This is a genomic window from Roseateles sp. (genome assembly GCF_039929605.1).
In the GTDB taxonomy this organism is placed as follows: domain Bacteria; phylum Pseudomonadota; class Gammaproteobacteria; order Burkholderiales; family Burkholderiaceae_C; genus Pelomonas.
This window is the reverse complement of record NZ_JBDSQX010000199.1, coordinates 27,823-41,781: the sequence shown is the minus strand read 5'-3', so window position 1 is coordinate 41,781 and position 13,959 is coordinate 27,823. Positions and strand designations below refer to the sequence as shown.

Annotated in this window: 11 protein-coding genes; 5 read left to right on the top strand and 6 right to left on the bottom strand. The window is 69.3% G+C overall.

The window, feature by feature from the left end; translation table 11 throughout:
- Positions 1–1,514, bottom strand: a 1,514-nt coding sequence (locus ABIS05_RS26945; RefSeq protein ID WP_348009746.1) for an alpha-glucuronidase family glycosyl hydrolase, incomplete at its 3' end; no start/stop codon positions are given.
- Between the two features lie 217 nt (positions 1,515–1,731).
- Here ABIS05_RS26945 and ABIS05_RS26940 point away from each other — a divergent pair.
- The 4 genes from ABIS05_RS26940 (at position 1,732) to xylB (ending at position 7,972) form a co-directional block, all read left to right on the top strand.
- Positions 1,732–3,396 (top strand): glycoside hydrolase family 43 protein, encoded by a 1,665-nt coding sequence (locus ABIS05_RS26940; RefSeq protein ID WP_348009745.1) that lies wholly within the window; start codon positions 1,732–1,734, stop codon positions 3,394–3,396.
- Positions 3,397–3,460: 64 nt separating this feature from the next.
- The gene (locus tag ABIS05_RS26935) at positions 3,461–4,981 is read left to right on the top strand and encodes an MFS transporter (protein WP_348009744.1); all 1,521 of its coding nucleotides are present in this window, start codon (positions 3,461–3,463) and stop codon (positions 4,979–4,981) included.
- 41 nt (positions 4,982–5,022) lie between these two features.
- On the top strand, positions 5,023–6,339 hold the full coding sequence (xylA, locus tag ABIS05_RS26930; RefSeq protein WP_348009743.1) for a xylose isomerase: 1,317 nt from the start codon (positions 5,023–5,025) through the stop codon (positions 6,337–6,339).
- Between the two features lie 169 nt (positions 6,340–6,508).
- On the top strand, positions 6,509–7,972 hold the full coding sequence (xylB, locus tag ABIS05_RS26925) for a xylulokinase (protein ID WP_348009742.1): 1,464 nt from the start codon (positions 6,509–6,511) through the stop codon (positions 7,970–7,972).
- 18 nt (positions 7,973–7,990) lie between these two features.
- On the opposite strand, the gene ABIS05_RS26920 is transcribed toward xylB, so the two are convergent.
- From ABIS05_RS26920 to ABIS05_RS26910, 3 genes are read right to left on the bottom strand one after another with little or no spacing between them, the layout of a single operon-like run.
- A complete protein-coding gene (locus ABIS05_RS26920) occupies positions 7,991–9,034 on the bottom strand; it encodes a PEP-CTERM sorting domain-containing protein (protein ID WP_348009741.1) in 1,044 nt (347 codons plus the stop codon).
- Between the two features lie 43 nt (positions 9,035–9,077).
- Positions 9,078–10,058, bottom strand: coding sequence for a tripartite tricarboxylate transporter substrate-binding protein (locus ABIS05_RS26915; RefSeq protein ID WP_348009740.1), 981 nt, complete (start codon positions 10,056–10,058; stop codon positions 9,078–9,080).
- On the bottom strand, positions 10,055–10,909 hold the full coding sequence (locus ABIS05_RS26910) for a class I SAM-dependent methyltransferase (protein WP_348009739.1): 855 nt from the start codon (positions 10,907–10,909) through the stop codon (positions 10,055–10,057). The genes ABIS05_RS26915 and ABIS05_RS26910 overlap by 4 nt, the downstream gene beginning before the upstream one ends.
- A gap of 63 nt (positions 10,910–10,972) precedes the next feature.
- Here ABIS05_RS26910 and ABIS05_RS26905 point away from each other — a divergent pair, with 63 nt between their 5' ends.
- Entirely contained in the window at positions 10,973–11,884 is a 912-nt protein-coding gene (locus tag ABIS05_RS26905; RefSeq protein WP_348009738.1) for a LysR family transcriptional regulator, read from the top strand.
- Positions 11,885–11,892: 8 nt separating this feature from the next.
- Here ABIS05_RS26905 and ABIS05_RS26900 read toward each other — a convergent pair whose 3' ends face one another.
- On the bottom strand, positions 11,893–12,216 hold the full coding sequence (locus ABIS05_RS26900) for a plasmid stabilization protein (protein WP_348009737.1): 324 nt from the start codon (positions 12,214–12,216) through the stop codon (positions 11,893–11,895).
- A gap of 109 nt (positions 12,217–12,325) precedes the next feature.
- The gene (locus tag ABIS05_RS26895) at positions 12,326–13,924 is read right to left on the bottom strand and encodes a TonB C-terminal domain-containing protein (protein WP_348009736.1); all 1,599 of its coding nucleotides are present in this window, start codon (positions 13,922–13,924) and stop codon (positions 12,326–12,328) included.
- Between the last annotated feature and the right edge of the window lie 35 nt (positions 13,925–13,959).

Sequence of the window (13,959 nt, the reverse complement as noted above, 5' to 3'; positions counted from 1 at the left end):
CGGGCGATGGCGTCGCGTGCGGCCGGGCGGGTGGTGAAGGTTTGGGCCACCCAGTCGCGAGCAACGACGGCCGAGGCCAGGTCAGGGTCCCAGGCCATGCGGCCGAAGGCATACCAGTTGGCCTGGTCGAACTGCGAACCGCTCCAGTTGCGGTCCTGGCCGATGTTGGCGACGCCGGCGATGGCTTTCACGACGCGCGACACGGTGGCGCCATGGCCGGTGTCGGCCTGCAGCACCTCCTGGAACAGCGGGCCGAGGTGCACCAGATGCGTCGAGAAACCCAGGTATTCCTTGGTGATCTGCAACTCCAGCGCCAGCGGCGTCTTGGGCATGGCGCCGAACAGCGGGTGGAAAGGCTCGCGCGGCTGGAAGTCGATGGGGCCGTTCTTCACCTGGACGATGACGTTGGCGGCGAACTGGCCGTCCAGCGGCTGGAACTCGGCGTAGGCCTGCTTGGCGCGGTCGCTCGCGTCGGCCGCGTAGACGAAGGCCCGCCACAGCACGACGCCGCCATGCGGCGCCAGCGCCTCGGCCAGCATGTTGGCACCGTCGGCATGGTTGCGGCCGTAGTCCTGGGGGCCGGGCTGGCCCTCGGAGTTGGCCTTGACGAGAAAGCCGCCGAAGTCGGGAATCGTCTGGTAGATCTCATCGGCCTTGGCCTGCCACCAGGCGCGCACGGCCGGGTCCAGCGGGTCGGCCGTCTTCAGGCCGCCCAGGTCGACGGGCGCCGAGAAGCGCGCCGACAGATAGACGCGGATGCCGTAAGGCCGGAACACATCCGCCAGCGCCGCCGCCTTGGCCAGGAAAGGCGCCGTCATCGACTCAGCCTTGGCGTTGACGTTGTTCAGCACCGTGCCGTTGATGCCGAGCGACGCATTGGCGCGGGCGTAATCGACGTAGCGCGCATCGAGGATGTCGGGCAGCTTCCACCAGTCCCACAACGACGCGCCGGCATAGCCGCGCTCGACGTGGCCGTCCAGGTTGTCCCAGTGGTTGAGCAGGCGCAAGGCCACCTGTGGCGCGGAGCGCTGGTCCAGCCGCGTCAGGTCGGCCCCTGTCTGGGCGGCGCGCAGCCAGGCAAAGCTGCCGTAGAGCAGGCCCGCGTCGCTGTTGGCGGCGATGACGGTCACCGCTCGGCCCTGCAGCTTGAGGCTGCGCAGCGCGTAGCCCTCGCGGCCCAGGTCGTCCCAGCGCACGTCGAGGCCGGCCGGCGCCTGGGCACGAGTAGCCAGCAACAGCGCGCCAGGCTTGATGCGCTGCGTGAGCGGGAGCTCACGTCCAATCAACCCTTTCACGCCGCGCTGCAGTTCGGTGAGCGCGGCCTGGGTCGTCGCGGAAGGCGTGGCCGCAAGCACGACGGCGCTCACGGCGGCCTGCGCCCTGGCCTGCCCGGCCAGCGGCCGGTAGCGCAGCCACAGCTCATGGCCGTCCTCGGCCACGGCCCAGGTGGGTAGCAACGCCAGCAGCAACGCCAGCAACGGCGCCATGCCCAGCCGTCTGAAACTTGTCCTCATCTTGTCTCCCCGCCATTCGGCGTGCTTCTTCCACGCAATCCCGGCTTGCGCGAATGTAAATGGTAGCGCTACATTTCGTTCCCGCAAGCCCGTCGGCCGCATGAATTCCGCCAGCTTTCCCTTCGGAGACAAGGTCTTGTAACCCGGGACCCTCTCGCTAGCGCTACCACCGTCCACACGACTGCTCCACGCACACCGCTTTTCTCCAGCCATGACGATGATCGCCAATCCCATCCTGCCGGGCTTCCACGCCGACCCGTCCATCTGCCGCGTTCCTGGTGAGGGCGGTGACGACTACTACATCGCCACCTCCACCTTCGAGTGGTGGCCGGGCGTGCGCATCCACCACTCGCGCGACCTCGTCAACTGGCGCCACCACAGCTATGCCGTCACGCGCACCAGCCAGCTCGACCTGAACGGCCACCCCGATTCGGCCGGCGTCTGGGCGCCCTGCCTGACCTATTCGCATGGCCAGTTCTGGATGATCTACACCGATGTGCGCAGCACCATCGGCGCGTTCAAGGACACGCACAACTACCTCATCACGGCGCCCAGCATCGACGGCCCGTGGAGCGAGCCCATCTACCTGAACAGCTCGGGCTTCGACCCCAGCCTGTTCCACGATGCTGATGGCAAACATTGGTTGATCAACCAGCAGTGGATCCACTGGCCCGGCAAGCACCACTTCAACGGCATCCTGCTGCAGGAGTACGACCACGAGGCCAGGAAGCTCGTCGGCCCGATCAAGAACATCTATGCCGGCACGGAGCTGGGCGTCGTCGAAGGCCCGCACCTCTACCACCGCAATGGCTGGTACTACCTGCTGACGGCCGAGGGCGGTACCTTCTACGAACACGCCGTGACGCTGGCCCGCTCGCGCCAGCTCGACGGACCCTACGAAACCCTGCCCGGCAACCCGCTGCTGACGGCCTGGCAAAAGCCCACCGATGGCCTGCAGCGCAGCGGCCATGCCAGCTGGGTCGAGACGGGCAAGGGCGAATGGTTCATGGCCCACCTCTGCGGCCGCCCGCTGGAGTGGACCGGCCCGAACGCACACCAGAACTTGCCCGAAGGCGGCTATGCCGGCCTGCACTGCCCGCTGGGCCGCGAGACGGCGCTGCAACGCCTGCACTGGCGCGATGACGGCTGGCCGGAGGTCGTCGGTGCAAATGGTCAGGCGGGCCAGCAGCCGAGCATGAGCGTCGCGCTGCCCGACCTGCCGCCGCATCCCTTCCCTGCCGAGCCCCCGCGCGACGACTTCGACTCGACCACCTTCAACGGTCACCTGAACTCGCTGCGCAAGCCCTTCGACGAGAGCTGGGCCTCCCTTACCGCCCGCCCCGGCCACCTGCGCCTGACGGGCCGCGAGTCGCTGATGAGCCTGTTCGATCAGAGCCTGGTCGCGCGCCGCCAGCAGCACTTCAACTGCCGCGTCGAGACGCGTGTCGATTTCGAGCCCGACAGCTTCCACCAGATGGCCGGCCTCGTCGCCTACTACAACACGCGCAACCACGCCTACCTGCACGTCACGCGTGAGCCGGACAGCCACCAGCGCGTCGTCTACCTGACCGTCAACCGCGACGGCGCGATCAGCGGGCCCGCCACGCCCGTGCCGCTGGCCGCCGGCCCGGTGGACCTGGCCGTCGAGTTCAGCCACGACACCTACCAGTTCTCCTTCAGGCAGGATGGCCAGTCCTGGCAGGCCCTCGGCCCGGCGCTGGACGCAGCCATGCTCAGCGACGAGTTCGCGACCCGCTTCATCAACGGCTTTGCCAACAGCTTCGGCTTCACCGGCAATTTCATCGGCATCGCCTGCCAAGATCTGGCCGGCACCCGCACGACCGCCGACTTCGACTACCTGAGCTACGAAGCCAAGGCCTGATCTGATGCCCCCCGAGCGCGCGCCTGCCCGGGCGGCGCCCGTCTAAAAACAGAAGAGGAGACCTATGACCACCCACCAGCCCCTTTCCTTCATGGAGAAGGCGGGTTACAGCTGCGGCGACGCGGCTGCCAACTTCGTCTTCATGACCATGGTGCTGTTCCAGCTGAACTTCTACACGGACGTGTTCGGCCTGTCCGCCAGCACAGCCGCCGCCATCCTGCTGTGGCCGCGGCTGTGGGACGCCATCTTCGACCCCCTCATGGGCGTGATGGCGGACCGCACCAACACGCGCTGGGGCAAGTTCCGCCCCTGGGTGCTTTGGACGACCGTGCCCTGGTGCGTCGTCATGATCCTGGCCTACACCACGCCCGACCCGGCCTGGGGCTGGAGCACCGGCATGGTCATCGCCTACGCGGGCATCACCAACACGCTGCTGATGACGCTGTACTCGATGAACAACATGCCCTACTCCGCTTTAGGCGGCGTCATGACGGGCGACCTCAACGAGCGCACCAAGCTCAACTCCTACCGCTTCGTGTCGGTCAACGTGGCGCAGTTCATCGTCGGCGGCTTCACGCTGCCGCTGGTGGCCAAGTTTGCGCAAGGGCATGACCGCGCCCACGGCTGGCAGGTCACGATGACGATCTGGGCCGCCGTCTGCCTGGTGCTGTTCCTCGTCACCTTCTTCACCACCAAGGAGCGCATCAAGCCCATCGTCGAGACGCACAGCTCGCCGAAGCAGGATTTCTCCGACCTGCTGAAGAACGGCCCGTGGATCGCGCTGGTGCTCTACACCGTCTTCAACTTCGGCATGCTGGCCCTGCGCGGCGGTGCCCACTACAACTACTACCACCACTACGTCGACAAGGGCGCGATGTTCGACTTCGTCGCCGCTTTAGGCCTGACGACACCCGACGCCGCCGGCACGGGCAGCATCGCCGACTCGCTGGGCTACATCGTGCACGGCACGCGCGACCAGCTCGCTAGCTCCAATGCGGCCGACGTGTTCAACAGCATCCTGAACATGGCCGGCTTCGCGACGACCATCGTCGTCATCATGCTGTCGGCGGGGCTGTCGGCGCGCTTCGGCAAGCGCACCGTCGCGACCGTGGCCTTCGGGCTGTCGACGTTGCAGGCCTTGGCCATGTACGTGCTGCCGCCTGACGCCGTCTGGGGCATGCTCGGCCTGCACATGCTCGGCGCCATCTTCTACGCCCCGACCATCGCCGTCATGTGGGCCATGTACGCCGACGCCGCCGACTACTCGGAGTGGCAGACCGGCCGCCGCTTCACCGGCATGGTGTTTGCCACCATCGGCTTCTCGCTGAAGGCAGGCCTGGCCCTCGGGTCGGCCAGCTTCCTGTGGCTGCTGGCGCACTTTTTTGGCTACGACACGCAGCTGCCGGCCGCGCCCAACGCCATCGAGGGCTACCGCGTCATGTCCAGCTTCGTCGTTGGCGCGCTGTTTGCCGGCTGCTTCTTCAGCCTGCTGTTCAACAAGCTGGACAAGCACACGACACTCAAAATGTCCGAAGAGCTTGCCGAACGCCGGCTCAGGGCTGGCGCTGCGCCCAACGCCGTCTAGCCTCATCATCACCACCTCTCCCGCTAGTCAAGGACCTTGCCATGAGCACCGCCTATTCCGATCTCCCCGTCGTTCAATACGAAGGCCCCCAGTCCACCAACCCGCTGGCCTACCGCTGGTATGACGCCAAGCGCGTCGTCATGGGCAAGACCCTGGCCGAGCATCTGCGCCCGGCCGTCTGCTACTGGCACAACTTCTGCTGGAAGGGCGAAGACATCTTCGGCCTGGGCGCCACCGCCCACTCGCGCGACTGGTTCTGCGAAGCCGACCCGGTCAAGGCGGCGCAGATGAAGCTGGAATCCGCCTTCGACCTGTTCGGCAAGCTGGGCCTGCCCTACTGGTGCTTCCATGACCGCGACGTGGCCCCCGAAGGCGCGACGCTGGCCGAGTCCAACCGCATCCTCGACGGCCTGCTCGAAGCCGCCGCCAAGAAGATGCAGGACAAGAACATCGGCCTGCTCTGGGGCACCGCCAACCTGTTCTCCAACCCCCGCTTCATGAGCGGCGCGGCCACCAACCCGGACCCGGAAGTCTTCGCCTACGGCGCGGCGCAGGTCAAGCACGTGCTGGAGTGGACGAACCGCCTGGGTGGCCAGAACTACGTGCTGTGGGGCGGCCGTGAAGGTTACGAAACGCTGCTGAACACCGACCTCAAGCGCGAACTGGCCCAGTACGGCCGCTTCCTCAGCGCCGTTGTCGAGCACAAGCACAAGATCGGCTTCAAGGGCGCCATCCTCATCGAGCCCAAGCCGCAGGAGCCCACCAAGCACCAGTACGACTACGACAGTGCCACGGTCTACGGCTTCCTGAAGACCTACGGCCTGGAGAACGAGGTCAAGGTCAACATCGAAGTCAACCACGCCACGCTGGCCGGCCACAGCTTCGAGCACGAAGTCGCCACCGCCTGCGCCCTGGGCATCTTCGGCTCCATCGACGCCAACCGCGGCGACGAGCAACTGGGCTGGGACACCGACCAGTTCCCCAACAACCACGCCGCGCTGGTGCCGGCCATGCTGGAGATCATCCGCGCGGGTGGCTTCACGACCGGCGGCACCAACTTCGACGCCAAGGTGCGCCGCCAGTCCATCGACCCGACCGACCAGCTCGAAGGCCACATCGGCGGCATGGACACGATGGCCCGTGCCTTCCTGAATGCGGCCGCGCTGTTCGAGAGTGGCCAGCTTGAGAAGGCCGTGGGCGACCGTTACGCAGGCTGGGAAGGCGACCTGGGCAAGAAGATCGCCGGCGGCGCCAGCCTCGACGATCTGGCCACGATCGTGCACGCGCAAGGCATCTCGCCAGTGGCCCGTTCCGGCCGCCAAGAGCGCCTGGAAAACATCGTCAACAACTTCGTCTAAAACTGTTGACCCCTCGCCCAGCTCGCCTCGCTGAACGCGGGCGAGTCTGGTCGATCCCCCGAGGGGATGACGATGCTTGCCGGATTGACCGGCAAGCACATCGTCAGGCGGGCCGGCTTGGGAGCGGCCCGGCGCTCGGCCCAAAACGCAATACAAAATCAAACGCACCATGTTCCTCGGCATCGACCTCGGCACCTCCGAGCTGAAGCTGCTGCTGCTCGACGAGCAGCACCGCATCGTCACCACCACCGGTGTTGCGCTCACCGTGCAGCGCCCGCAACCGCTGTGGAGTGAACAAGACCCCGCCGCCTGGTGGGCCGCGCTCGATGCCGGCATGGCCAAGCTGAAGGAAGAGCACGGCGACGCGCTCGCGCAGGTGCGCGGCATCGGCCTGTCAGGCCAGATGCACGGCGCCGTCACGCTGGACGCCGCCGACCAGGTGCTGCGCCCGGCCATCCTGTGGAACGACGGCCGCAGCGGCCCGCAGTGCGCCGAGATGATGGCCGCCTGCCCCGAGCTGCCGGCCATCACCGGCAACCTGGCCATGCCCGGCTTCACGGCGCCCAAGCTGGCCTGGATGCGCCAGCACGAGCACGAGCTGTTCGCGCGCGTCGCCAAGGTGCTGCTGCCCAAGGACTGGCTGCGTCTGCAGCTGAGCGGCGAGTACGTCAGCGAGATGAGCGACGCCGCCGGCACGCTGTGGCTGGACGTCGGCCGGCGCTGCTGGTCGCCCGAGGCGCTGGCGCTGACCGGCCTGACCGAGGCCCACATGCCCCGGCTTGTCGAAGGCAGCGAAGCCAGCGCCACGCTCAAGCCCGAGCTGGCCGCGCGCTGGGGCTTGCCGGCTGGCATCCCGGTCGCGGGCGGCGGTGGCGACAACGCGGCCAGCGCCGTCGGCATGGGCGTCGTCAAGCCCGGCGACGGCTTTCTGTCACTCGGCACCTCGGGCGTCATCTTCCTGTGCAACCCCGCCTTCAGCCCTAACCCGGCCCGCGCCGTGCATGCCTTCTGCCATGCACTGCCCGACACCTGGCACCAGATGAGCGTCGTGCTCAGCGCCGCCAGCTCGCTGCGCTGGGTCACGCAGTTACTGAACGAGCCCAACGAGGCAACGCTGATCGACAAGGTCGCCGCACTGAGCGACACGCAGCGCCAGCAGGCGCCCATCTTCCTGCCCTACCTCAGCGGTGAACGCACGCCGCACAACAACGCCAACGCCAAGGGCGTGTTCTTCGGCTTGACGCACGAGCATGACGCGGCAGCGCTGGGCTACGCCGTGCTCGAAGGCGTCGGCTTCGCGCTGCTGGACGGCTGGCAGGCGCTGCAAGCCGGCGGCGGCTCGGCCGAGCAGCTGTGGCTCGTCGGCGGCGGCGCGCGCAGCGAGTGGTGGGCCAAGTTGCTCGCCTCGCTGCTGAACGTGCGCCTCGTCAACGGCGTCGGCGCTGAAGCCGGTGGCGCCCTCGGCGCGGCGCGCCTGGCCTGGCTGGCCTGCGGCGGCACGGTGGACGAGGTCTGCCGCACGCCCGACATCGCCCGCGTTGCCGAACCCGACCCCGCGCTGGCTGCCGCTTTGCAGCCGCGCTACGAACGCTTCAAGCGCCTGTTTGAGGCGCTGCGCAGCGAGTTCGTCTAACGCCTTTCTTCACCGCGCTCAAGCGCGGCGGCGCCACGCCAGCAGCCCGAGCAAGCCCGCACCCAGCATCAGCGCGGTGCTGGGTTCGGGAACCGGCATGACGCCGCCCGGGCCGTACAGCGTGCCGGAGCCCGAGGTGATGGTGAAGTCCTTCATCTCGGTGCCCGCGCCATCAAAGAGTTGGATGCCCGTCAGCTTGAGCGAGCTGTAGAAGCTGGCGTCGCCGCCGCTGGGCGTCAGCAGGCCGGCACTGGAGCTGGGCAGGGACGCGGCCCACATGCTCATGCCGAGCTCCTGATCCACGCCCAGCAGAACCGGGATGGACAGCGAGAACGTCGTCTGGCCGGCCAGCGTGAAGCCGGTGGCCGTGCTGCCGGTGAGCGAGATGCCAGGCAACGACGGCTGGTAGACGCCGTTGACGTACATCGTGACGGTGCCGCGCTGGTTCATCAGCCGAAAGACCTGGACGGGCGCCGCCGCTCCGACCGAATAGCTCACCTCGATTTCCGTCTCGCCGCGGCCGATGTTGAACAGCGAACCATCGATGGTGAACGTCGGCACGTAGGTGCCGTTGCCGCTGCCGGGGAACTTCATCACGTCGATCTGCCGCGCCCCCGCCTGCGAGCCGGTAACGGTGCCGCTGTCCGTCGTGCCGCTGTAGGCGGACCCGGCACGCACCCCGAGGTTGCCAAAGCCCGCGCGGGCCTGCGCCTCGCCGGTGAAGGTGCGGATGTCGGGCGACTTGCCCCAGCCCACCGCCAGCGGCGCCGCCGTCTGGATCGCGCCGCCGACGGCGCTGACGGCGCGGCGCTCGCTCGCAACGCCGCAGATCGATCCGTCAGTTGGCAGACTGACCTGCAGCGTGGCGCCGAACATCTTGGTGATGCTGTCCGGCCCAAAGGTGGAGCAGCTGAAGGGCATGCCGGGGATGACGCCGAACGCCGAGTTGCCGCCGGCCGTCATGGCATAGACGTCGAGCCCAGGCGCGGCGGACGCAGCGCCCGACAACACAGAGGCACCAAACAGGGCAGCCATGGCCAGCCGTGACAACATCATTCGCATGGGAACTCCTTGGGGGGATGAGGATCAGGATCGGGCGCGCAGCTCAGTCGGCCCGGATGCCGTGGGCTTGCAGCACCGGCTTCCAGTAACGCTGCTCGGCGCCGATGCGGGCGGTCAGCGCTGCCGGCGAACACGACAAAGGCGTCATGCCGGCCTTGCTGAAGACCGCCTCGATCTCGGGGCGGCCGAGCGCAGTTTGCAGCGCGGCGGCCAGCCCCGCTACTGCATTGCTAGGTGTCCCACCGGGCGCAAACACCGCGAACCATTCCTTCACGACCAGCCCGGGGTGGCCCTGTTCGGCAAAGGTGGGCACCTCGGGCAGATAGGCGCTGCGTGCCGCGCCCGACGTGGCCAGCACCCGCAGCCGGCCGGTGGCGTGATGCTGGCGCAGCAGGCCCTCGGGCAGCACGAGCGCGGCAATCTGCCCGCCGAGCAGGTCGTTCACCGCCGGCGGCCCGCCGGAGTAGGTGACGTGCTGCCAGGCCACGCCCACCTCGCTGAACAGCATGGCTTCGAGTAGATGCGGCAGCGTGCCGGCACCGGGCGAGCCGATGTTGGCCGCCGCCGGGTGGCCGCGCAGCCAGGCGATGAAGTCCGCCAGCGTCGCCACCGCCGAGGGCACGGCCGGGCCGACGGCCAATGCCAGCGGCATCTCACTGGCCAGCGACACCGGCTTCAGATCCACATCAGGGTCGTAAGCCAGGTGCGTGTAGAGGGCGGGGTAGACGGTGGCGATAGCGCCCTGGGCGACCAGCAGCGTCGAGCCGTCTGCGGGCGCGGCCTTCAGCGCGCCCACGCTCAACTGGCCGGCGGCGCCGGGGCGGTTGTCGACGATGACGCGGCGGCCGAGCGCGAGCGCCAGCGGCTCGCTCAAGGCGCGGGCCACGATGTCGGGGATGCTGCCCGCCGGGCCGCTGCACAGCAGCCGCAGCACGCCGTCAGGCGCCGCTTGCAGGGGTTGTGCAGCCGCCAGCGCGGCACCGGCCAGGCCTTGCAACAGGTCGCGTCGCGTCAGTTCGGTCATGGCTTGCGCGCTGCGGTCAGCAGCAGTTCGCTGGGGCTGGCCCAGCCCGTGGGCGTGCTGAAGGCCAGCAGTTGCTCGCGGATATCGGCCCAGGCAGCGCGGGCGCGGTCTTCGCCCAGGCCTGCCAGGATCTGCAAGATCGGGCTGGCCGAGCTGCGGATGAAATGGAGATAGGCGTCGACGGAGGGCATGGGAAAGACCGAATCGATCGCCGTCGTCGCGACATCGCGAAAGCCGGCCTCGTGGAACAGGCCATCGATCTGCCCGGGGCGCGACAGGCTGAACAACCCCCCCGGCGTGGCGGGGTCGCGGGGTGGCAGGCCGGCGTGGCGCAGCGCCGTCGACATCAGCGTGGTGATGCACGGGTTGCGCAGCGGCGCCGAGAACACCACGGTGCAGACGCGCCCGCCGGGGCGCAGCGCGCGGTGCATCTCACGCAGGCCTTGCAGCGGGTCGGGGAAGAGCATCAGCCCGAGCCGACAGACCGCCGCGTCGAATGATGCCGACTCCACCGGCAGCGCCTCGCCGTCGCCCACGCAGCAACGCACCTGCGCGAAGCCGGCACGGCGCGCGCGCTGCTCGGCCAGCGCCACGAGGGCCGGTGACAGATCGACCGCCACGACGGCGCCTGCGGGCCCGACACGCTCGGCCAGGTCCAGCGTCTGGTCGCCCGCGCCGGCCGCCACGTCCAGCACACGCGCGCCGGGCTGCACGCCGGCCATGGCGATCATGGCGTCGGTCGTCTGACGCAGCCATGCGTGGAGGGCCGGCGTATGCTCGTCCCAGCCTTGGGCGGCGGCGTCCCAGTGGGTGCGCGCAGCGGCCTTGAAGTCAGTTCCGGTTGAATTCATGCCTTCAGCCTACGGCTCGGCGCACCATGGCGTAAGCCGCAAATCTGCAGAACGGGAGCCGCAATGGCGCATACCCCCCAAGACTTCGACTGGGACGACCTGAAGCACCTGCTCGCCGTGGCACGCCATGGCAGCACGCTGGCCGCCGGCCGCGCGCTGGGGTTGGACCAATCGACCGTGCAACGACGCCTGACCCAACTGGAGAAGCGCTTCGGCCTGGCCCTCGTTCAACGTGAACCCAGCGGCTACCGACTGACCGAAATCGGCCAGGCGCTGCTGCCCCATGCCGAGCGGGTTGAAGAGGCAGTGGCGCAGTTCAGGCAGCAACTGGCTGCGGCGGCTGCCGAGGTCTCGGGCGTCATCCGCGTGACCTGCCCGGAGCCCATCGTCTACCGCATCACGCAACTTGACCTGCTGCAACGCTTCAACGCGCGCTACCCGGCGCTGCAGGTGCACTTCGTCATGAGCGACAAATACGTCGACCTGGCCGCGGGCGAGGCCGACGTGGCGCTGCGCTCCGGCGACACCGATGACGGCGCGCTGGTGGGCCGCAAGATCGGCAACTCGGTGTGGGCCGTCTACGCCAGCACCACCTACATCGAGCGCCACGGCCGGCCGCACCGCGTGGAGGACCTGGCGCAGCACGCCCTCGTCGGCTTCGACGACACGATGGCCAAGCACCGCATCGCCGCGTGGCTGCGCACGGTGGCGCCGGCCACGTCCCTCGTCGCCCGAGCCAACAGCGTGCTGGGCCTCATCTACTCGGCCAAGGCGGGCGTCGGCGTGGCGCCGCTGCCGATGCCGCTGGGCGACGCCGAACCGGACCTCGTGCAGGTGATCGGCCCGGTGCCCGAACTGACGCGCATCTGGCGCCTGCTGACGACGGCCGAGCTGCGCCACACGCCGCGCGTCGCCGCCTTCTTCGACTTCATCGTCGAAGAGATCGAGACGCTGCGGCCCATCCTCACCGGCTGACCCTCGCGTCAGTGGTGCGCGCGCGCCCGGGCGGCCGCGTTGCGCTTGCGGGTTTCGGCGCCCTTCTTGGCCGACGCCGAGCGCTCGGCCGCCGTGCGCCCGGCAGCCGCCTTGCCGCCCAGGCGGCCGCCCTTGCGCGAGGGCTCGTGGTTCTCCGGCTGGCCTCTGCCTGAGCCGGACTTTTTGCCGCCGCCGGTCTCCTTGTTCACCGTGGCCCAGGCGCGGGCTTCGGCTTCTCCCTTGGGCACGCCGCGATCCTCGTAGCCGGCTTCGATGTGCTCGGCCTGGCGTTTCTGCTTGTCGGTGTAGGTCGACTTGTCACCGCGGGGCATGGCGCTCTCCGGGAGTGGAAAAACGCCACCTTGCTACTGCTGCGTTCGAGCGGTCGTAGGACGGCGCCCTGCTTACGCCCCGCGCCGCCGCTTTGATGGCCTCAGCAACTCAGTAAAGGCGCACGGCGCTGTCGAAGTGCCAGGTGCGGCGGATTTCGACCACGTCGAAGTCGCGCAGCAGCGCCGGCGCAAAGGCCGGGTAGTTCTCCTGGCCGCGCACGATGCGGGTGATGGCCTCGTCGACCGCCGGCACACCGCTGGAGCGCACGAAGGTGATGGCCTCGACCGAGCCGTTACTGCGCACGGCCACCGTGACGATGGCGTCGGTGTGCGGCTGCCTCGTCACCTCCCGCGCCGTGTCGGGCGACAGATTGTTTTCGATCTTGCGCGCCCAGGTCTCGCCGTAGGCCGCCAGCTCCGCATTCGCATCCGTACGGCCGAACAGGCGGCCACGGCGGGAGGGCGCCCAGTCGGGTCGCTTGCGCTCGGCGTCGCGTTGCAGGTCGCGTTGAGCCGCCTCCGCGTCCAGCTGGCGGCCGATGGCGCGCTTGCGGGCTTCGCGTTGCTCATCCTCGGCCTTGGCTTTTTCCTGAGCTTGGGCCTGGGCCGCCGCCAGCCTGGCCGCGTCGATGCGGCCGGCCTCCAGTCGCACCGACTCCGCGCTCGCCGCAGCTTGCCGCCCCGCTTCCTCGCGTGCCTCACGCGCAGCATCCCGGCGCGCCGCCTCGGCTCGCGCGGCGTCCTGGCGGGCGGCCTCCTGCCGGGCTGACTCTTGCGCGGCGGCGGCCTGCCGAACGGCTTCCTGGCGGGCGGCCTCGGCCCGTGCGGCCTCCTGGCGAATCGCGTCCTGCCGCGCGGCCTCCTGGCGCGCCGCCTCCATCTGCTGGATTTGCTGGGCGCGCTGCTGCGCCTGCTGACGGGCGGTGTCGAGCTGGGCCAGCTCCGTCATGCGCTCCCGGTCGGTGGTCACGCGCAGCGAGTCGCTGGCACCACGCAGCCGCTGCAGGGCCGGGCTGGAGGCGGCACCAAAGGCCGCCACGGCGGCGGCGGGCTTGGCCGCATCGAGCTGCGCCAGTTCGGCGCTGCGTTCCTTGTCTGCGGCCGGCCGCTGCACAGCGGCCGGCCGGCGCAGCTTCTCCACAGCCGGGCTGGACGCGCTTGAAAGTGCTGCGACCACCGCGCCCGGCTTGCTGTCCAGCTGCGCCAGCTCGGCAACGCGCTGCTGCACCTCTCGGTCGCTGGTCGGCCTCAGGTTGTCGGCAGGGCGGCGCAGCGACTCGACCACCGGCGTCGACGCGGCACTCAGCGGCGCGATGGCGGGCATGGCCGGCATGACCACGGCCGACGCTGCCGGCACTGCCCAGGCCGCCGGCCGTTCCACGGCCAGCAGCGCCAAGCTGCTCACGGGCGGCGGCGGCTCGGGCGGCTTGCTGGGCTGGGCGTCGGCAACGGCGCGCGATTCGGGCGGCGCGGGGGCGGCCTCGGGCGCCGGCAATGCAACAGCGGCAGGCGCAGCGGGCGCCAGCACGACACGCAGATCGGGCAGCGCCAACTCCGACAGCGCTGCGCGCCCGCCGCCAAAGGTCAGGCTCAGCAGCAGCGCATGAACCAGCAACGAGGCGAGCATCGCCGGCGGCAGCCGCCGGCGGGGCCAGCCGCGCGGCGCAGCAGTCATGTCCACGTCGCTGCCTTCCTGAATGTCCTGCATGCCATCGCGGCGATTGTCGACGCGCGGACGCGCCG